Origin of the sequence: Escherichia sp. KTE159, from assembly GCF_000408805.1 — a bacterium.
GTDB lineage: Bacteria > Pseudomonadota > Gammaproteobacteria > Enterobacterales > Enterobacteriaceae > Escherichia > Escherichia marmotae.
On sequence record NZ_KE137293.1, the window covers coordinates 139,098 to 158,096 of the forward strand.

Here is an 18,999-nt window from a genome sequence, read left to right on the forward strand (position 1 = left end):
ATCACGGGTCTGGAAGATGATTCCCTGCAGTGGAATGGTACGGCGTTCAGTGCCAAACACGGCACCAGCACCACCAACAAAATCATTAATGTGGCGGCGGGAACACTATCGTCGTCAAGTACCGATGCCGTAAATGGCGGACAACTGTATGGTTTGAGCAGTTCTATCGCTAACTATTTGGGTGGAAATGCCTCTGTTGATTCAAGCGGCGTGTTTACTGAACCAACCTATAATATCGGGGGCACTGATTACGATAACGTAGGTGAAGCATTAGCCGCTATTGACTCCTCAGTTGTAGCCTCACTCGGTGATGCCCTTGCCTGGGATGCCAAAACAGGCACATTCACAGCCAGTCATGGTGGTAGTGCCAGTAAAATCACTAACGTCGCCGCCGGTTCAATTTCTAAAGACAGCGCAGACGCAGTGAACGGTGGACAGCTCTATGATGTAAGCAACTCTATTAGTGACATTCTTGGCGGTGGTTCCACTGTTAATGCTGACGGCACAATCAACGCACCAGCCTATACTATCGCTAATACTGACTACGATAATGTAGGTGATGCACTGAGCGCGATAGACTCGACGCTTGATGATGCAATGATTTGGGATGATAACGCAGGTGCCTTTAGTGCGGCCCACGATGGTGATACCACCAGTAAAATCACTAATGTAAAAGCCGGTAACGTGGCGGTTGATAGCACCGATGCGGTTAATGGTTCTCAGTTGTATGCCACAAATGTGCTCATCAACCAGAATAGCGATATGATTAACCAGCTCGCTGGCGACACCAGTACGACCTATATTGAAGAGCATGGTGCAGGTGTAAATTACGTCCGTACAAACGATACCGGCTTGACCTTTATAGATGCCAGCGCAGCGGGCGTCGGCTCTACCGCGTTGGGTTATAACGCGACCGCATCGGGTGAAAACAGCCTCGCTATTGGTCGAGACAGTGTCAGCTCGATCGACTCCGGTATAGCACTGGGCAGTGGCTCCACCTCTGACCGTGTCATCGTCAAGGGCTCCCGTTCTGGCAGCGTAACGGAAAACGGGGTTGTCATTGGTTATGACACCACTGATGGCGAATTACTCGGTGCGCTATCTGTAGGTAAAGATGGTGAAAGTTATCGCCAAATCATTAACGTCGCAGATGGTTCAGAGGCTCATGACGTCGTCACTGTCCGTCAGTTGCAAAATGCGATAGGTTCAGTTGCAAGCACTCCTGCTAAGTACTTCCACTCAAACTCGAAAGAAGAGGATTCACTGGCCGTTGGGACGGACTCTCTGGCGATGGGTGCAAAAACAGTGGTCAATGGTGATGCCGGAATTGGTATTGGTTTTGGCTCCTTAGTGGTACAGGACGCAATTAACGGTATCGCTATCGGTTCCAGTGCTCGCGCGAACCATGCTAACAGCATTGCAATGGGTAATGGTTCTCAAACCACCGTTGGGGCCCAAAGCAACTATACCGCTTACAATATGGATGCCCCGCAAAACTCGGTGGGTGAATTCTCTGTAGGCAGCACCAATGGTCAGAGGCAAATCACTAATGTGGCAGCGGGCTCACAGGATACCGATGCGGTTAATGTTGGCCAGTTGAAAGTGACGGATGCGCGCGTTGAGATCAACACGACCAGTATCAATAACCTGAACAATCAGGTGAGCAATCTCGATACCCGTGTTACCAACATCGAGAATGGTATTGGCGATATTGTTACTACCGGAAGTACGAAATACTTCAAGGCAAATACAACCGGTGCGGATGCCAATGCACAGGGGGCGGACAGCGTCGCTATCGGTTCAGGATCAATCGCTGCTGCAGATAACAGTGTAGCCTTAGGTACAGGTTCGATCGCCGATGAAACCAATACCATATCTGTGGGGTCATCAACTAATCAGCGCCGCATCACCAATGTTGCTGCCGGTAAAAATGACACTGATGCAGTGAACGTCGCACAGTTGAAATCGTCCACTGAGGGTGGTGTTCGTTACAGTACGAATGAAGACGGTACGATTAACTACAGTACGTTAAACCTGGGTGATGGTAAGGGGGGCACGACGCAAATCAGTAATGTGTCAGCCGCTGTGAACGATCACGATGCGGTTAACTACGCACAGCTAAAACAAAGTATCCAGGATACCAATAGCTACACAGACCAGAAAATGGTTGAAATGGATAACAAAGTGAAGGGCGTAGAGAAAAAAATGAGCGGTGGTATCGCTTCGGCAATGGCGATGACTGGTCTGCCTCAGGCCTACACGCCAGGTGCCAGCATGGCTTCTATTGGGGGCGGTACTTATAACGGTGAATCGGCTGTTGCTTTAGGTGTATCGATGGTGAGTGCCAACGGTCGTTGGGTCTACAAATTACAAGGTAGTACCAATAGCCAGGGCGAATACTCCGCCGCACTCGGTGCCGGTATTCAGTGGTAATTATCCATTAACGAATGGGTAAACCCTGATGCGCTACGCTTATCCGGCCTACAGGAGGATTCCACAAATTCCTGTAGGCCGGATAAGGCGTTCACGCCGCATCCGGCAAAATAAGGTGCACCAGGTCAACAATCTGCGGGCAATTCTCTGATGAGGATTGCCCTTTTCTTTACCAGACACCTTCCTCACCCCAAATTGGCCCTACCAATTCTTCCCTTATCTGGCCTCTGGTTCACAGTTCATCAATTCAAACTCACATTAACGTTGCCATCATATAACATTTGGTTAACCATTCATTGTCATTATCCCTACACAACAAAATTGGCAGTGCCACTTTTACACAACGTGTGACAAGGAGATGAGCAACAGACTCATTACACGATGTGCGTGGCCTCCAGGAGACCTGCAATGAATCTCTGGCAACAAAACTATGATCCCGCCGGGAATATCTGGCTTTCCAGCCTGATAGCATCGCTTCCCATCCTGTTTTTCTTCTTTGCGCTGATTAAGCTCAAACTGAAAGGATACGTCGCCGCCACCTGGACGGTCACTATCGCTCTGGCGGTAGCTTTGCTGTTCTATAAAATGCCGGTCGCCAACGCGCTGGCCTCCGTGGTTTATGGCTTCTTCTACGGCCTGTGGCCGATCGCGTGGATTATTATTGCAGCGGTATTCGTCTATAAGATCTCGGTGAAAACCGGGCAGTTTGACATCATCCGCTCGTCCATTCTTTCAATAACCCCTGACCAGCGCCTGCAAATGCTGATCGTCGGTTTCTGTTTTGGCGCATTTCTCGAAGGGGCTGCAGGCTTCGGCGCACCGGTCGCGATTACCGCAGCCTTACTGGTCGGCCTGGGCTTTAAACCACTGTACGCCGCCGGGCTGTGCCTGATTGTTAACACCGCACCGGTGGCATTTGGCGCAATGGGTATTCCGATTCTGGTTGCCGGGCAGGTAACAGGCATCGACAGCTTTGAGATTGGCCAGATGGTGGGCCGCCAGCTACCATTTATGACTATTATCGTGCTGTTCTGGATCATGGCAATTATGGACGGCTGGCGCGGTATCAAAGAAACCTGGCCTGCGGTCGTGGTTGCGGGTGGTTCGTTTGCCATCGCACAGTACCTCAGTTCCAACTTCATTGGGCCGGAACTGCCGGACATTATCTCTTCGCTGGTATCGCTACTCTGCCTGACACTGTTCCTCAAACGCTGGCAGCCGGTGCGCGTTTTCCGCTTCGGTGATTTGGGGGCGTCACAGGTTGATATGACGCTGGCTCACACCGGTTACACCGCAGGTCAGGTATTGCGTGCCTGGACACCGTTCCTGTTCCTGACCGCCACCGTAACACTGTGGAGTATTCCACCGTTTAAAGCCCTGTTCGCTTCGGGCGGAGCGCTGTATGAGTGGGTCATCAACATTCCGGTGCCGTACCTCGATAAACTGGTTGCTCGTATGCCGCCGGTGGTCAGCGAAGCCACCGCCTATGCAGCCGTGTTTAAGTTCGACTGGTTCTCTGCCACCGGCACCGCCATTCTGTTTGCTGCGCTGCTCTCTGTTATCTGGCTGAAAATGAAACCGTCTGACGCTATCAGCACCTTCGGCAACACGCTGAAAGAGCTGGCGCTGCCCATCTACTCCATTGGTATGGTGCTGGCGTTCGCCTTTATTTCGAACTATTCCGGGTTGTCGTCAACACTGGCGCTGGCTCTGGCACACACCGGCCACGCATTCACCTTCTTCTCGCCATTCCTTGGTTGGCTGGGTGTATTCCTGACCGGCTCGGATACATCATCTAACGCCCTGTTTGCCGCTCTGCAAGCCACAGCAGCACAACAAATTGGCGTCTCTGACCTGTTGCTGGTTGCAGCCAACACTACCGGCGGCGTCACCGGCAAGATGATCTCTCCGCAATCTATCGCCATCGCCTGTGCGGCAGTAGGCCTGGTTGGCAAAGAGTCTGATTTGTTCCGCTTTACTGTCAAACACAGCCTGATCTTCACCTGTATGGTGGGCGTGATCACCACGCTGCAGGCCTATGTCTTAACGTGGATGATTCCTTAATGATGGTTATACCCAGACGCCTGTCAGACGAGGTAGCAGATCGTGTGCGGGCGCTGATTGATGAAAAAAATCTGGAGGCGGGCATGAAGTTGCCCGCTGAACGTCAACTGGCGATGCAGCTCGGCGTGTCGCGTAATTCATTACGCGAGGCGCTGGCAAAACTGGTAAGCGAAGGCGTGCTGCTCAGCCGACGCGGCGGCGGGACGTTTATTCGCTGGCGTCATGATGCATGGTCGGAGCAAAACATCGTCCAACCACTGAAAACGCTGATGGCCGATGATCCGGATTACAGCTTCGATATTCTGGAAGCCCGCTACGCCATTGAAGCCAGCACCGCCTGGCATGCGGCGATGCGCGCCACGCCTGGCGACAAAGAGAAAATTCAGCTTTGCTTTGAGGCAACGCTCAGCGAAGACCCGGACCTCGCCTCACAAGCAGACGTTCGTTTTCATCTGGCGATTGCCGAAGCCTCACATAACATTGTTCTGCTACAGACCATGCGCGGTTTCTTTGATGTCCTGCAGTCCTCGGTAATGCAAAGTCGCCAGCGGATGTATCTGGTTCCGCCCGTTTTTTCGCAACTGACTGAACAGCATCAGGCAGTCATTGACGCCATTTTTGCTGGTGATGCCGACGGTGCGCGTAAAGCGATGATGGCGCATCTCAGTTTTGTCCACACCACCATAAAACGATTCGATGAAGATCAGGCACGCCGCGCACGCATTACCCGCCTGCCCGGTGAGCATCATGAGCATTCGAGGGAGAAAAACGCATGATTATTTCCGCAGCCAGCGATTATCGCGCCGCCGCACAACGCATTCTGCCGCCGTTCCTGTTCCACTATATGGATGGCGGCGCATATTCTGAATACACCCTGCGCCGCAATGTAGAAGATTTGTCCGACGTGGCGCTGCGCCAGCGCATTCTGAAAAACATGTCTGACTTAAGCCTGGAAACGACGCTGTTTAATGAGAAATTGTCGATGCCAGTGGCGCTGGCTCCGGTGGGCTTGTGCGGCATGTATGCGCGTCGCGGCGAAGTCCAGGCAGCAAAAGCGGCAGATGCGCATGGCATTCCGTTTACTCTCTCGACGGTTTCCGTTTGCCCGATTGAAGAAGTTGCACCAGCCATCAAGCGCCCAATGTGGTTCCAGCTTTATGTGCTGCGCGATCGCGGCTTTATGCGTAACGCGCTGGAACGGGCAAAAGCCGCGGGTTGTTCGACGCTGGTTTTCACCGTTGACATGCCAACGCCGGGCGCACGCTACCGTGACGCACACTCGGGTATGAGCGGTCCGAATGCCGCAATGCGCCGCTACTTGCAGGCGGTGACTCATCCGCAATGGGCTTGGGATGTGGGCCTGAACGGTCGTCCGCATGATTTAGGTAATATCTCAGCTTATCTCGGTAAACCGACCGGACTGGAAGATTACATCGGCTGGCTGGGGAATAACTTCGATCCATCCATCTCCTGGAAAGACCTTGAGTGGATCCGTGATTTCTGGGATGGCCCGATGGTGATCAAAGGGATCCTCGATCCGGAAGATGCCCGTGATGCAGTCCGCTTTGGCGCGGATGGCATTGTAGTTTCTAACCACGGCGGTCGTCAGTTGGATGGCGTGCTCTCTTCCGCCCGCGCACTGCCTGCTATTGCAGATGCGGTGAAAGGCGATATCGCGATTCTGGCGGATAGCGGTATTCGTAACGGGCTTGACGTTGTGCGTATGATCGCACTCGGTGCCGATACCGTACTGCTGGGCCGTGCTTTCCTGTATGCACTGGCCACGGCGGGCCAGGCGGGCGTAGCAAACTTGCTGAATTTGATCGAGAAAGAGATGAAAGTGGCGATGACGCTGACTGGCGCGAAATCAATTAGCGAAATCACGGAAGACTCGCTGGTTCAGGGGCTGGGTAAAGAGTTGCCTGCGGCACTGGCTCCGATGGCGAAAGGGAATGCAGCTTAAGGGTTAGATTAATATCTGCTATCCTGCCCCCGCACTAAGGGGGCAGCATGCTAAACATCGTACTTTACGAACCAGAAATTCCGCCAAACACTGGCAACATCATTCGTCTTTGCGCTAATACCGGCTTTCGTCTGCATATCATCGAACCGATGGGATTTGCCTGGGACGACAAGCGCCTGCGCCGCGCGGGGCTGGACTACCACGAATTTACCGCCGTTACGCGTCATCATGACTATAGCGCGTTTCTTGAGGCGGAAAATCCCCAGCGTCTGTTTGCCCTTACCACTAAAGGTACGCCCGCACATAGCGCCGTAAGTTATCAGGATGGCGATTATCTGATGTTCGGCCCGGAAACACGTGGCTTACCCGCAACCATCCTTGACGCCCTGCCCGCTGAACAAAAAATTCGTATTCCAATGGTGCCGGACAGCCGCAGCATGAACCTGTCCAATGCGGTGTCGGTGGTGGTGTATGAAGCCTGGCGGCAGTTGGGGTATCCGGGGGCGGTGTTGAGAGATTAGTTACCGTAGGCCGGATAAGATGCGTTAGCATCGCATCCGGCACGATCACAGGACATCAGATCCCATCGCCATACTCAAACGTATGGTGAATGCCGTTGAAATGCTGATCCATATCCATTGACGGTTTATCGCTGTCTGGTTTACCGACGATACGCGCCGGAACGCCAGCGGCAGTGGTATGCGGCGGCACTGGTTGCAGCACCACGGAACCTGCGCCAATCTTCGCGCCACGACCAACTTCAATGTTGCCGAGAATTTTCGCACCAGCGCCAATCATCACGCCTTCACGAATTTTCGGGTGACGATCGCCGCTGGTTTTACCTGTACCACCGAGCGTCACGGATTGCAGAATCGACACGTCATTTTCAATTACCGCCGTTTCACCAACGACGATGCCCGTCGCGTGGTCGAGCATGATACCGCGACCAATTTTTGCCGCCGGATGGATATCGACCTGGAACGTCACAGATACCTGGTTTTGCAAGAAAATTGCCAGTGCACGGCGGCCCTGATTCCACAACCAGTGACCAATGCGATACGCCTGCAAGGCATGAAAACCTTTCAGATATAACAATGGCGTTGAGTATTTATCGACTGCCGGGTCGCGAGTACGCACCGCCTGGATATCGCAGGCCGCAGAAGCGATCATTTCCGGGTCGGCGGCATAAGCTTCTTCAACCACTTCGCGAATAGCAATGGCAGGCATAATAGGCGATGACAGCTTGTTCGCCAGCATATAGCTCAATGCACTCCCCAGGTTTTCGTGCTTGAGTAGCGTTGCGTGGTAAAAACTGGCCAGCATTGGCTCACAGTCCGCCAGCGTTCTGGCTTCAGCTTTAATATTGTTCCAGACAATTTCCAGTTCTTCACACGACATTGCTTACTCCACACGATGAGGTAATGACCGGCCCGTTCTGCGCGAGCCGGGTCATAGCGGTAACAAAAGTTCCCTGGGTTTAGTGGCTGCTGCGCTCGTCCTTGCGTGCACGACCTAATAGTGTCAATGCTGCCTCGCGCGCGTTTTTTCCGCAATATAATACTTGATAAATTTCCTCGGTTATTGGCATTTCAACGCCGAAGCGATGCGCCAGTTCGCGAACCTCTTTCGTATTGCGGTAACCTTCCACCACCTGACCAATCTTCTCCTGCGCACTTTGTACATCCATGCCCTGACCGAGCATCATGCCAAAGCGGCGGTTACGCGACTGGTTGTCGGTACAGGTAAGCACCAGATCACCCAGGCCTGCCATGCCCATAAAGGTGGCAGGCTCGGCACCCAACGCCGTGCCCAGACGCGACATTTCAGCCAGGCCACGGGTGATCAGCGCCGTTCGCGCATTCGCCCCAAAACCGATACCGTCAGACATCCCCGCACCAATCGCAATGACGTTTTTCACCGCGCCGCCAAGTTGCACGCCAATGAAATCCGGGTTGCTGTAGACACGGAAACTTTTGCCGCAGTGCAGCAGTTGCTGGAGATCGTCAGCAAAATCCTGGTCGGTAGAGGCCAGCGAAATAGCCGTTGGTAAACCTGCTGCCAGCTCTTTCGCGAAAGTGGGGCCAGAGATAACCGCCAGCGGAATTTGATCGCCTAACGCTTCGCGCGCCACGTCCTGTAACAGACGCCCGGTTTCCGCTTCCAGCCCTTTGGTTGCCCATACCAGGCGCGCGTCAGGACGCATCAACGGTTTAATCTGCCGCAGTACTTCACCAAAGACATGGCTGGGTACGACGACGAGAATATTACGGCTGGCTGCCAGCGCAGTGGCGAGATCACTTTCAAGGTGGAGCGTATCGGGAAAAGGCACATCGGGGAGAAACGCGGCGTTACAACGGTCGCGTTCAAGCGTCGCGATATGTTCAGGGTCATGGCCCCAGAGGACAACCTCGTGGCCATTTCTTGCCAGGGTGATGGCAAGAGCGGTGCCGTACGAGCCGGCACCGATCACAGTCATTGAAGCATTACGTTGGTTCATCAGGCATCCTGATGTTCTTCAGTACCTTCGCCAGCCTGCTGCTGTAAATAGTTCATGAACAGAGCATCGAAGTTAACCGGCGCAAGGTTCAGTTGCGGGAATGTACCGCGGGATACCATGCTGGTGATGCATTCACGAGCATACGGGAACAGAATGTTCGGGCAGTATGCGCCCAGGCAATGTGCCATCTGGGTGCCTTCGATACCCGCGATGGAGAAAATACCGCCCTGCTGAACTTCGCACAGAAACGCGGTTTCTTCGCCCAGGGATGCCGTTACGGTAACACGCAGTACCACTTCGTAAACGTCATCTGCCAGTTGGGAAGATGCCGTATCCAGATCAAGTTTAACTTCTGGCTGCCAATCTTTCTGGAAAACGTGCGGCGCGTTCGGCGCTTCGAAAGAAATATCCTTGGTATAAATACGCTGGATCTGGAAAGTCATTTCGGTGTTGTTTTGTTCTGACATGTGTAGAAAACCCTTAAGTGTTGTCCTTAAATACTGCGCAATGTAATGCCAACGTTCACACGTTATTTCAGCAGAGGATCCAGTCCACCACGTGCATCCAATGCATACAAGTCGTCACAGCCGCCAATGTGCTGTGCGTCAATAAAAATCTGCGGAACCGTGGTGCGGCCACTGCGTTTGATCATCTCTTCACGCTTAGCGGCGTTGCCATCAATCGGCAGTTCCTGGAAATTCACGCCCTTGCTGCTCAGCAATGCTTTCGCACGATGGCAATAAGGGCAGGTTTCTTTGGTATAAATTTCAACATTGGCCATAATTTAGCTCCTGTTTTTTACCTGTTGTTTTATGTTGCAGGGTAGCGACAAAATAGAATATCCCCAGAAGCTTATATCAATAAGTCACTGGGGGCATAATTGCAGCTAACTATCAGCGGCATAAAAAACGACAGGTAAATTATTTGCCGCGCACCAGAGGCAAGTTCTCGCCAGCCCAGCCAGCTACGCCTTCTTTCAGCACAAATACTTGCGCAAACCCAGCTTTCGTCAGCGCGTTTGCTGGCTCCTGGCACTGCATGCCAGAACCGTCAACCACGATAACCGGTTTGTCTTTGTGCTTATCAAGCTCACCAACATTGTTGGCTTTGATTTCGGTCGGCAACAAATTGATAGAGCCAGCGATATGGCCTTTACGGAAGTCATCACGTTGGCGTAAATCCACAACCACAGCGTCTTCTTTGTTGATCAGACGCGTCGCTTCACCACGTGTAATCACCTTCACTTTCGAGGTCAGGCTTTTGAACGTAGTAACCAGGACCGCCACCAGTAACGCGATCCAGGCGATACTCAGCATGGGATGGCGGCCGACAAATTGCATAATTTCTTGCATGGGGGGTAACAACTCCCGACGTAGTGATTAAAAAAACCAGGAAAGGAGTATACCTGCGCGTTGCGGCAAATACAGCCAGCGCGTGCACTGGAATGCAATTTTGCGGGGCGCTACGAAAAAAAATCGCAAATCAGCCCCCGGCTTTCACTGTGCGGCGTCATAATTTGATCTTCAGAGGCTATTTTATCGATTCAGCTGTAGTAAAATTACGCAAATTTTGACTCTTGAGTATGAGGTTGTCGCAATGTCGGTTTCTAAAAAACCTATGGTACTGGTGATTCTGGATGGCTATGGCTATCGCGAAGAACAGCAGGATAACGCCATTTTTAGTGCAAAAACCCCGGTAATGGATGCACTGTGGGCCAATCGTCCGCATACCCTGATCGACGCTTCCGGTCTGGAAGTCGGTCTGCCTGACCGTCAGATGGGTAACTCCGAAGTAGGTCACGTTAACCTGGGTGCCGGCCGCATCGTGTATCAGGACCTGACTCGTCTGGACGTTGAAATCAAAGATCGCGCGTTCTTCGCTAACCCGGTGCTGACTGGCGCGGTAGATAAAGCGAAAAACGCGGGCAAAGCTGTACACATTATGGGTCTGCTCTCCGCTGGCGGCGTACACAGCCACGAAGATCACATCATGGCAATGGTAGAACTGGCCGCTGAACGTGGCGCAGAAAAAATCTATCTGCACGCATTCCTCGACGGTCGCGACACCCCACCGCGCAGCGCTGAAGCTTCTCTGAAAAAATTCGAAGAGAAATTTGCCGCACTGGGTAAAGGCCGCGTAGCGTCCATTATTGGTCGTTACTACGCGATGGACCGCGACAACCGTTGGGATCGCGTTGAAAAAGCTTATGACCTGCTGACTCTGGCGCAGGGCGAATTCCAGGCTGATACCGCCGTTGCCGGTTTGCAGGCCGCTTATGCTCGTGACGAAAACGATGAATTCGTGAAAGCGACTGTCATCCGTGCCGAAGGCCAGCCAGATGCAGCAATGGAAGACGGCGACGCACTGATTTTCATGAACTTCCGTGCTGACCGTGCCCGTGAAATCACCCGCGCGTTCGTTAACGCTGATTTCGACGGTTTCGCCCGTAAGAAAGTGGTTAACGTTGATTTCGTGATGCTGACCGAATACGCCGCCGACATCAAAACCTCAGTGGCTTACCCACCAGCCTCTCTGGTTAACACCTTCGGTGAGTGGATGGCGAAAAATGACAAAACTCAGTTGCGTATTTCCGAAACCGAAAAATATGCCCACGTCACCTTCTTCTTTAACGGCGGCGTAGAAGAGTCGTTCAAAGGCGAAGATCGCATTCTGATCAACTCACCGAAAGTCGCGACCTACGACCTGCAACCGGAAATGAGCTCCGCAGAACTGACCGAAAAACTGGTTGCGGCAATCAAGAGCGGCAAATACGACACCATCATCTGTAACTACCCGAACGGCGACATGGTAGGTCACACCGGGGTGATGGAAGCGGCAGTTAAAGCGGTAGAAGCGCTGGATCACTGCGTGGATGAAGTGGCGAAAGCCGTTGAATCTGTTGGCGGTCAACTGCTGATCACCGCTGACCACGGTAACGCTGAACAGATGCGCGATCCGGCTACCGGTCAGGCGCACACGGCGCACACCAACCTGCCTGTTCCGCTGATTTACGTTGGCGATAAGAACGTGAAAGCGGTTGAAGGTGGCAAACTTTCTGACATCGCGCCGACCATGCTCTCTTTAATGGGTATGGAAATCCCGCAAGAGATGACTGGTAAGCCGCTGTTCATCGTGGAATAATCCCTCCCCATGAGGGGAAAGGCGATTAATACCATGACACGGGCCACGAAACCGCGCAGGTTTGCAGTCAGGCCCATCATTTACGCCAGCGTTCTTAGCGCTGGCGTATTGTTGTGCACTTTTTCCGCCCAGGCGGATGACCGCGACCAACTCAAGTCTATTCAGGCCGATATCGCCGCGAAAGAGCGCGCGGTACGCCAACAACAGCAACAACGCGCAAGCCTGCTCGCACAATTGAAAAAGCAGGAAGAGGCGATCTCTGAAGCCACCCGTAAGCTGCGCGAAACGCAAAACACGCTCAATCAACTGAATAAACAGATTGATGAGATGAACGCGTCAATTGCTAAGCTGGAGCAGCAAAAAGCCGCTCAGGAACGCAGCCTCGCCGCGCAACTGGATGCTGCGTTTCGTCAGGGTGAGCATACCGGTATTCAGCTCATTCTTAGCGGTGAAGAAAGCCAGCGCGGCCAGCGTTTGCAGGCTTACTTCGGTTACCTCAACCAGGCGCGACAAGAAACCATCGCTGAGCTGAAGCAGACGCGCGCAGAAGTTGCCATGCAGCGTGCTGAACTGGAAGAGAAACAGAGCGAACAACAAACACTGTTATATGAACAGCGCGCCCAACAGGCGAAGCTGACCCAGGCGCTGAATGAGCGTAAGAAGACGCTGGCAGGGCTGGAGTCTTCCATTCAACAAGGTCAGCAACAGTTAAGCGAGCTGCGCGCCAACGAATCTCGTCTGCGCAATAGCATTGCTCGTGCAGAAGCGGCAGCGAAAGCACGTGCTGAACGTGAAGCGCGCGAAGCCCAGGCAGTGCGCGACAGGCAGAAAGAAGCGACGCGCAAAGGCACCACCTACAAACCAACCGAAAGCGAAAAATCGCTGATGTCCCGTACCGGTGGTTTAGGTGCACCGCGTGGTCAGGCATTCTGGCCTGTTCGTGGGCCAACACTGCATCGCTATGGCGAACAGCTACAGGGCGAGCTGCGCTGGAAAGGGATGGTTATTGGTGCTTCTGAAGGCACTGAAGTTAAAGCGATTGCCGACGGTCGAGTAATTCTGGCTGACTGGCTGCAAGGCTACGGTCTGGTGGTGGTGGTTGAGCACGGTAAAGGCGATATGAGTCTTTACGGCTATAATCAGAGCGCACTGGTGAGCGTTGGCTCGCAGGTTCGCGCGGGTCAGCCAATTGCACTAGTGGGCAGCAGTGGCGGTCAGGGTCGGCCTTCACTCTATTTCGAAATTCGCCGCCAGGGTCAGGCGGTCAATCCACAGCCGTGGTTGGGAAGATAAGTTTTGTTTCCATTTCGTCGTAACGTTCTTGCATTTGCCGCTCTGCTGGCGCTTTCCTCCCCCGTACTTGCTGGCAAACTTGCCATCGTTATTGATGATTTTGGCTATCGCCCGCACAACGAAAACCAGGTGCTGGCGATGCCATCCGCTATCTCCGTCGCCGTGCTACCCGACTCGCCGCACGCCAGAGAGATGGCGACCAAAGCGCATAACAGCGGTCACGAAGTGTTGATTCATCTGCCGATGGCACCATTGAGTAAACAGCCGCTGGAAAAAAATACGTTACGCCCGGAAATGAGTAGCGACGAAATTGAGCGCATCATTCGCAGTGCAGTCAATAACGTGCCCTATGCTGTGGGGATCAACAACCACATGGGCAGCAAGATGACCTCGAACCTGTTTGGTATGCAGAAAGTGATGCAGGCGCTGGCACGTTACAATCTTTACTTCCTCGACAGCGTAACCATCGGCAATACCCAGGCGATGCGCGCTGCGCAAGGTACTGGCGTGAAAGTTATTAAACGGAAGGTATTCCTCGACGATTCGCAAAACGAAGCGGATATTCGTGTGCAGTTTAATCGCGCAATTGAACTGGCGCGTCGCAACGGTTCGACGATCGCCATTGGTCATCCTCACCCTTCAACGGTACGTGTGCTGCAGCAGATGGTTTATAACCTGCCGCCAGACATTACGCTGGTGAAAGCCAGCAGCTTGCTGAATGAACCGCAGGTCGATACATCGACTCCGCCGAAAAACACCGTGCCCAACGCGCCGCGTAATCCGTTCCGTGGTGTGAAGCTGTGTAAACCGAAGAAACCGCTGGAACCGGTTTATGCTAATCGCTTCTTTGAAGTATTAAGCGAAAGCATCAGCCAGAGCACACTGATCGTTTACTTCCAGCATCAGTGGCAAGGCTGGGGCAAACAGCCCGAAGCGGCAAAACTTAACGCTAGCGCAAATTAAAGGCGCTACGCGTAATGCGATGGTGCGACCGTGTTTTGTCGCGCCATTGCCATAAGCGGAAAGACCACAGCAACGCCTGATAACCCACCTTCACGCTGCGCACATTAGTAATCAGGCGCTTATACATGCCGGAAGTAAATATCTCGGCAATCATCTGCTGGCGGGTAATAATATCCGGCTCTTTACGTACCGCATGGCAAACGCGCAATGCTTCATACGTTATTTGCTGATGAAATTCCGGATAAATCGTAATTTTGTCGGCGTACTGGCGATTTAATTTTTCCAGCAGACGCGTGATTTTAATATAGTGGCGTTGATAATTAAGGTTTTTATTCCCTTGTCTATTCAGACGACTCACTGACGAATTATGCAGATAATATTTATATAATGGTTGCTCGGTATATCGCGCGCGCAGCGCGTTAAACATAAATTCTGTTGTCCAGACAATATCCTGATGATGTAATCCGGCAATAAATTTAATGTTATTTTTTACAATAACATCGCGGCGATAAACGCCCATCCAGACAACGTGAGTCCAGCGGCGGGAAGAAAGCCCCATCCGCAGCCAGTCCGGGCCAGTTAACACGCCGGTTGAGCGAAGGCGATCGGTGGGAATAGATTGCCAGGTTTCCCCGGTATCACGAAAACACCAGTCAGCATTGCACTGCGCCACGTCGAGATCATCCTCTAACGCCATTGTCATCAGCGTTTCGTACATAGAGGGATAGACTTCATCATCTGCATCGACAAAAGCGACATATTTGCCCGTCGCCGCCTCAATCCCACGATTACGCGCTACCGATGCGCCAGCATTCGCCTGATGCAACAAGCGAACGTGCGGATAGTTTTCCGCGTAATGCTTTGCTATTTCAACAGAATTATCCGTTGAACCATCGTTAATAATAATAATTTCCAGAGCAGTCCAGGTTTGCGCAATTAAAGATTCCATACACGTGCGAAAATCATCGCCCGCATTATATAACGGGATAATAACACTAAGTTTATTGGTGCTGTTCATCATAAGTTACCGACGACCTCTGAAATTACCGTTCCTTTGTACAGGCTTTGCATTAAGAAACTATTAAGCCGGTGAGATATTATTTTTACGGGTGAGAGAGTAACTTCAGGTTAGAGAGATAATGAGAACAGCTATATAAGAGAACAGCGCAATTACTTATTCTTTATTGTACTGACAAGATTTTACATATTTAACGGATTATCCTCAGGAAAAAGGGCTGGAATGCCAGCCCTTTTTTGTGTTAATCCCAGCTCAGGATAACTTTCCCGGACTGGCCAGAACGCATGGCGTCAAAGCCTTTCTGGAAATCATCGATGGAGAAACGATGGGTAATGATTGGCGAGAGATCCAGACCAGACTGAATCAGCGCCGCCATTTTATACCAGGTTTCGAACATCTCACGGCCGTAAATGCCTTTAATGAACAAGCCCTTAAAGATCACTTTTGTCCAGTCGATAGACATGTCAGACGGCGGGATACCCAGCATCGCAATACGACCGCCGTGATTCATGGTGTCCAGCATGGTGCGGAACGCCGCTGGCGCACCGGACATCTCCAGACCAACATCAAACCCTTCGGTCATGCCGAGTTCTGCCATTACATCATTGAGGTTTTCTTTGGCAACGTTAACCGCGCGAGTGATGCCCATTTTACGCGCCAACTCCAGACGGTATTCGTTAACGTCGGTGATCACCACGTTGCGTGCGCCGACGTGTTTTGCCACCGCCGCCGCCATAATACCAATTGGCCCCGCACCAGAAACCAGCACATCCTCGCCAACCAGATCGAACGACAGCGCCGTGTGTACCGCATTACCGAACGGATCGAAAATCGCAGCTAAGTCGTCGGAGATATTGTCGGGAATTTTGAAGGCGTTGAATGCCGGGATCACCAGATATTCAGCGAAGCAACCCGGACGATTAACGCCGACGCCGATCGTGTTGCGGCACAGATGAGTACGACCACCACGGCAATTACGGCAATGACCGCAAGTAATATGGCCTTCACCGGAAACGCGATCGCCAATTTTGAAGCCTTTCACTTCCTGGCCAATACCAACCACTTCACCAACATATTCATGGCCTACGACCATTGGCACCGGAATGGTTTTTTGCGACCACTCATCCCAGTTGTAGATGTGAACGTCAGTCCCGCAGATGGCTGTTTTACGGATTTTAATCAGCAGGTCGTTATGTCCGAGTTCCGGTTCAGGAACGTCGGTCATCCAGATGCCCTCTTCCGCTTTCAGTTTGGATAACGCTTTCATCTCACATCCTCAGGCGATAACGCCCAGTTGTTTACCAATACGCGTGAACGCTTCGACCGCACGCGTAATTTGCTCAGGAGTATGCGCCGCAGACATCTGGGTACGAATACGTGCCTGACCTTTCGGTACGACCGGATAGAAGAAACCGGTAACGTAAATGCCCTCTTTTTGCAGCTCACGAGCAAATTTCTGTGCCACTACAGCATCACCAAGCATGACCGGAATAATGGCGTGATCGGCACCCGCCAGGGTAAAGCCAGCGGCTGACATCTGCTCACGGAACTGACGCGCGTTCGCCCACAGGCGGTCACGCAGTTCACTGCCCGCTTCGACCATCTCCAGCACTTTAATGGAAGCGGCGACAATGGCCGGTGCCAGCGAGTTGGAGAATAAGTACGGACGAGAACGCTGGCGCAGCCACTCAACCACTTCTTTGCGCGCCGCGGTGTAACCGCCGGAAGCACCGCCCAGCGCTTTACCCAGCGTGCCGGTGATGATATCGACACGGCCCATCACGTCGCAGTATTCATGAGAACCGCGGCCGTTTTCACCGACAAAACCGACAGCATGAGAGTCATCGACCATCACCAAAGCGTCGTATTTATCCGCGAGATCGCAAACTCCTTTCAGGTTGGCAATTACGCCATCCATAGAGAACACACCATCGGTGGCGATTAACACATGGCGCGCCCCGGATTCACGCGCTTCTTTCAGCCGCGCTTCCAGCTCCTGCATATCGTTATTGGCGTAGCGATAGCGTTTGGCTTTGCACAGACGCACACCGTCAATGATCGAAGCGTGATTCAGCGCGTCAGAGATAATGGCGTCTTCTGCGCCCAGCAGCGTTTCAAACAGGCCACCGTTGGCGTCAAAACAGGATGAGTAGAGAATCGCATCTTCCATACCCAGGAATGCTGCCAGTTTCTGCTCAAGCTCTTTATGGCTATCCTGAGTACCGCAAATAAAACGTACTGAAGCCATCCCGAAACCGTGAGAATCCATTCCCGCCTTTGCCGCCGCAATCAGCTCAGGATGGTTCGCCAACCCGAGATAGTTATTGGCACAAAAGTTAATGACGTGGCTTCCATCAGCCACAGTGATGTCCGCTTGTTGCGCAGACGTGATAATGCGCTCTTCTTTAAACAACCCTTCCGCCCTTGCGGTTTCCAGGTCGTTAGTTAACTGCTGATAAAATTCTCCACGCATTGCGACTCTCCAGACAGGACAAATTCCCGCACATATTACCCAAACTTACAGGTCGCGACGAGATGACGCGTTAACACTTCTGTAAAATTTAGAATAAATAACGCCCATCATTCTCACTTTCGGTGAATGGCTGAAGCCAACGCCGTGTAGTGATATGATAGAAGTATTCGTGTCTGAGATTGTCTCTGACTCCATAATTCGAAGGTTACAGTTATGATCATCGTTACCGGCGGCGCGGGCTTTATCGGCAGCAACATCGTTAAGGCCCTGAATGATAAAGGCATCACCGATATTCTGGTGGTGGACAACCTGAAAGACGGCACCAAGTTTGTGAACCTGGTGGATCTGAATATCGCAGACTATATGGATAAGGAAGACTTCCTGATCCAGATTATGGCTGGCGAAGAGTTCGGTGATGTCGAAGCGATTTTCCATGAAGGCGCGTGCTCTTCCACCACCGAGTGGGATGGCAAGTATATGATGGATAACAACTATCAATACTCCAAAGAGCTGCTGCACTACTGTCTGGAACGCGAAATCCCATTCCTGTATGCATCTTCCGCAGCCACCTATGGCGGACGCACCTCCGACTTTATCGAATCCCGCGAATACGAAAAACCACTGAACGTCTACGGTTACTCAAAATTCCTGTTTGATGAATATGTTCGTCAAATCCTGCCAGAAGCGAACTCGCAGATTGTCGGTTTCCGTTACTTCAACGTTTATGGGCCGCGTGAAGGCCATAAAGGCAGCATGGCGAGCGTCGCTTTCCATCTCAACACTCAGCTTAACAACGGTGAATCACCGAAACTGTTCGAAGGTAGCGAAAACTTTAAACGCGACTTCGTCTACGTGGGCGACGTGGCTGATGTGAACCTGTGGTTCCTGGAAAATGGCGTTTCCGGCATCTTTAACCTCGGCACCGGTCGTGCAGAATCTTTCCAGGCCGTGGCGGATGCGACGCTGGCTTATCACAAGAAAGGCCAGATCGAATACATTCCGTTCCCGGATAAACTGAAAGGCCGTTATCAGGCATTCACCCAGGCAGATCTCACTAACCTGCGTGCTGCGGGTTATGACAAACCATTCAAAACCGTTGCCGAAGGCGTAACGGAATATATGGCCTGGTTGAATCGCGACGCATAAGAGCTTTG

At 52.3% G+C, this 18,999-nt stretch carries 17 protein-coding genes; 9 read left to right on the forward strand and 8 right to left on the reverse strand.

Features of this window, described 5'->3' with window-relative positions:
- From A31E_RS04360 to trmL, 5 genes are all read left to right on the forward strand, one after another.
- Nucleotides 1-2,433 (forward strand): YadA family autotransporter adhesin (locus tag A31E_RS04360; RefSeq protein WP_024193617.1); only part of this gene is annotated, 2,433 nt, incomplete at its 5' end.
- 408 nt (nt 2,434-2,841) lie between these two features.
- A complete protein-coding gene (gene lldP / locus A31E_RS04355; protein ID WP_001055313.1) occupies nt 2,842-4,497 on the forward strand; it encodes an L-lactate permease in 1,656 nt (551 codons plus the stop codon).
- Complete coding sequence (gene lldR / locus A31E_RS04350) at nt 4,497-5,273, forward strand: transcriptional regulator LldR (RefSeq protein WP_001517469.1); 777 nt, start codon at nt 4,497-4,499, stop codon at nt 5,271-5,273. The genes lldP and lldR overlap by 1 nt, the downstream gene beginning before the upstream one ends.
- The gene (gene lldD / locus A31E_RS04345) at nt 5,270-6,460 is read left to right on the forward strand and encodes a quinone-dependent L-lactate dehydrogenase (protein ID WP_000586943.1); all 1,191 of its coding nucleotides are present in this window, start codon (nt 5,270-5,272) and stop codon (nt 6,458-6,460) included. Before lldR ends, lldD begins: the two co-directional genes overlap by 4 nt.
- Nucleotides 6,461-6,507: 47 nt before the next feature.
- Complete coding sequence (gene trmL / locus A31E_RS04340) at nt 6,508-6,981, forward strand: tRNA (uridine(34)/cytosine(34)/5-carboxymethylaminomethyluridine(34)-2'-O)-methyltransferase TrmL (protein ID WP_000932355.1); 474 nt, start codon at nt 6,508-6,510, stop codon at nt 6,979-6,981.
- Between the two features lie 55 nt (nt 6,982-7,036).
- On the opposite strand, the gene cysE is transcribed toward trmL, so the two are convergent.
- From cysE to A31E_RS04315, 5 genes are all read right to left on the reverse strand, one after another.
- Nucleotides 7,037-7,858 (reverse strand): serine O-acetyltransferase, encoded by an 822-nt coding sequence (cysE, locus tag A31E_RS04335; protein ID WP_001277564.1) that lies wholly within the window; start codon nt 7,856-7,858, stop codon nt 7,037-7,039.
- A 79-nt stretch (nt 7,859-7,937) separates the two neighbouring features.
- Nucleotides 7,938-8,957: an NAD(P)H-dependent glycerol-3-phosphate dehydrogenase gene (gene gpsA / locus A31E_RS04330; protein ID WP_001517467.1), complete on the reverse strand. Its 1,020-nt coding sequence runs from the start codon at nt 8,955-8,957 to the stop codon at nt 7,938-7,940.
- Nucleotides 8,957-9,424, reverse strand: a complete 468-nt coding sequence (secB, locus tag A31E_RS04325; protein WP_000003377.1) for a protein-export chaperone SecB — start codon at nt 9,422-9,424, stop codon at nt 8,957-8,959. The genes gpsA and secB overlap by 1 nt, the downstream gene beginning before the upstream one ends.
- A 62-nt stretch (nt 9,425-9,486) precedes the next feature.
- Nucleotides 9,487-9,738, reverse strand: coding sequence for a glutaredoxin 3 (grxC, locus tag A31E_RS04320; RefSeq protein ID WP_000024387.1), 252 nt, complete (start codon nt 9,736-9,738; stop codon nt 9,487-9,489).
- Nucleotides 9,739-9,877: 139 nt separating this feature from the next.
- Nucleotides 9,878-10,309: a rhodanese-like domain-containing protein gene (locus tag A31E_RS04315; protein WP_001517466.1), complete on the reverse strand. Its 432-nt coding sequence runs from the start codon at nt 10,307-10,309 to the stop codon at nt 9,878-9,880.
- A gap of 244 nt (nt 10,310-10,553) precedes the next feature.
- On the opposite strand from A31E_RS04315, the gene gpmM reads away from it, so the two are divergent.
- From gpmM to A31E_RS04300, 3 genes are read left to right on the forward strand one after another with little or no spacing between them, the layout of a single operon-like run.
- Nucleotides 10,554-12,098: a 2,3-bisphosphoglycerate-independent phosphoglycerate mutase gene (gene gpmM, locus A31E_RS04310; RefSeq protein WP_001517465.1), complete on the forward strand. Its 1,545-nt coding sequence runs from the start codon at nt 10,554-10,556 to the stop codon at nt 12,096-12,098.
- A gap of 33 nt (nt 12,099-12,131) precedes the next feature.
- Nucleotides 12,132-13,391: a murein hydrolase activator EnvC gene (gene envC, locus A31E_RS04305; protein ID WP_001517464.1), complete on the forward strand. Its 1,260-nt coding sequence runs from the start codon at nt 12,132-12,134 to the stop codon at nt 13,389-13,391.
- A 3-nt stretch (nt 13,392-13,394) separates the two neighbouring features.
- Nucleotides 13,395-14,354: a divergent polysaccharide deacetylase family protein gene (locus A31E_RS04300; protein WP_000483843.1), complete on the forward strand. Its 960-nt coding sequence runs from the start codon at nt 13,395-13,397 to the stop codon at nt 14,352-14,354.
- On the opposite strand, the gene waaH is transcribed toward A31E_RS04300, so the two are convergent.
- The 3 genes from waaH to kbl all read right to left on the reverse strand — a co-directional run bounded on the left by waaH (nt 14,341) and on the right by kbl (nt 17,845).
- A complete protein-coding gene (gene waaH / locus A31E_RS04295) occupies nt 14,341-15,375 on the reverse strand; it encodes a UDP-glucuronate:LPS(HepIII) glycosyltransferase (protein WP_000982071.1) in 1,035 nt (344 codons plus the stop codon). The genes A31E_RS04300 and waaH overlap by 14 nt on opposite strands.
- A 238-nt stretch (nt 15,376-15,613) precedes the next feature.
- Nucleotides 15,614-16,639: an L-threonine 3-dehydrogenase gene (gene tdh / locus A31E_RS04290; RefSeq protein WP_000645981.1), complete on the reverse strand. Its 1,026-nt coding sequence runs from the start codon at nt 16,637-16,639 to the stop codon at nt 15,614-15,616.
- A gap of 9 nt (nt 16,640-16,648) precedes the next feature.
- Entirely contained in the window at nt 16,649-17,845 is a 1,197-nt protein-coding gene (gene kbl / locus A31E_RS04285; RefSeq protein WP_001213851.1) for a glycine C-acetyltransferase, read from the reverse strand.
- Nucleotides 17,846-18,058: 213 nt separating this feature from the next.
- Between kbl and rfaD the strand changes: the two genes are divergently transcribed.
- A complete protein-coding gene (gene rfaD / locus A31E_RS04280) occupies nt 18,059-18,991 on the forward strand; it encodes an ADP-glyceromanno-heptose 6-epimerase (protein ID WP_000587764.1) in 933 nt (310 codons plus the stop codon).
- The last annotated feature ends 8 nt before the right edge of the window (nt 18,992-18,999 follow it).

Bases quoted from the DNA above. Each gene is read 5' to 3' on its own strand.
- secB (WP_000003377.1), bottom strand. From the start codon at position 9,424: ATGTCAGAACAAAACAACACCGAAATGACTTTCCAGATCCAGCGTATT.
- lldR (WP_001517469.1), top strand. From the start codon at position 4,497: ATGATGGTTATACCCAGACGCCTGTCAGACGAGGTAGCAGATCGTGTG.
- envC (WP_001517464.1), top strand. From the start codon at position 12,132: ATGACACGGGCCACGAAACCGCGCAGGTTTGCAGTCAGGCCCATCATT.
- gpmM (WP_001517465.1), top strand. From the start codon at position 10,554: ATGTCGGTTTCTAAAAAACCTATGGTACTGGTGATTCTGGATGGCTAT.
- A31E_RS04315 (WP_001517466.1), bottom strand. From the start codon at position 10,309: ATGCAAGAAATTATGCAATTTGTCGGCCGCCATCCCATGCTGAGTATC.
- tdh (WP_000645981.1), bottom strand. From the start codon at position 16,639: ATGAAAGCGTTATCCAAACTGAAAGCGGAAGAGGGCATCTGGATGACC.
- lldP (WP_001055313.1), top strand. From the start codon at position 2,842: ATGAATCTCTGGCAACAAAACTATGATCCCGCCGGGAATATCTGGCTT.
- grxC (WP_000024387.1), bottom strand. From the start codon at position 9,738: ATGGCCAATGTTGAAATTTATACCAAAGAAACCTGCCCTTATTGCCAT.
- cysE (WP_001277564.1), bottom strand. From the start codon at position 7,858: ATGTCGTGTGAAGAACTGGAAATTGTCTGGAACAATATTAAAGCTGAA.
- lldD (WP_000586943.1), top strand. From the start codon at position 5,270: ATGATTATTTCCGCAGCCAGCGATTATCGCGCCGCCGCACAACGCATT.
- gpsA (WP_001517467.1), bottom strand. From the start codon at position 8,957: ATGAACCAACGTAATGCTTCAATGACTGTGATCGGTGCCGGCTCGTAC.
- kbl (WP_001213851.1), bottom strand. From the start codon at position 17,845: ATGCGTGGAGAATTTTATCAGCAGTTAACTAACGACCTGGAAACCGCA.
- rfaD (WP_000587764.1), top strand. From the start codon at position 18,059: ATGATCATCGTTACCGGCGGCGCGGGCTTTATCGGCAGCAACATCGTT.
- waaH (WP_000982071.1), bottom strand. From the start codon at position 15,375: ATGATGAACAGCACCAATAAACTTAGTGTTATTATCCCGTTATATAAT.
- trmL (WP_000932355.1), top strand. From the start codon at position 6,508: ATGCTAAACATCGTACTTTACGAACCAGAAATTCCGCCAAACACTGGC.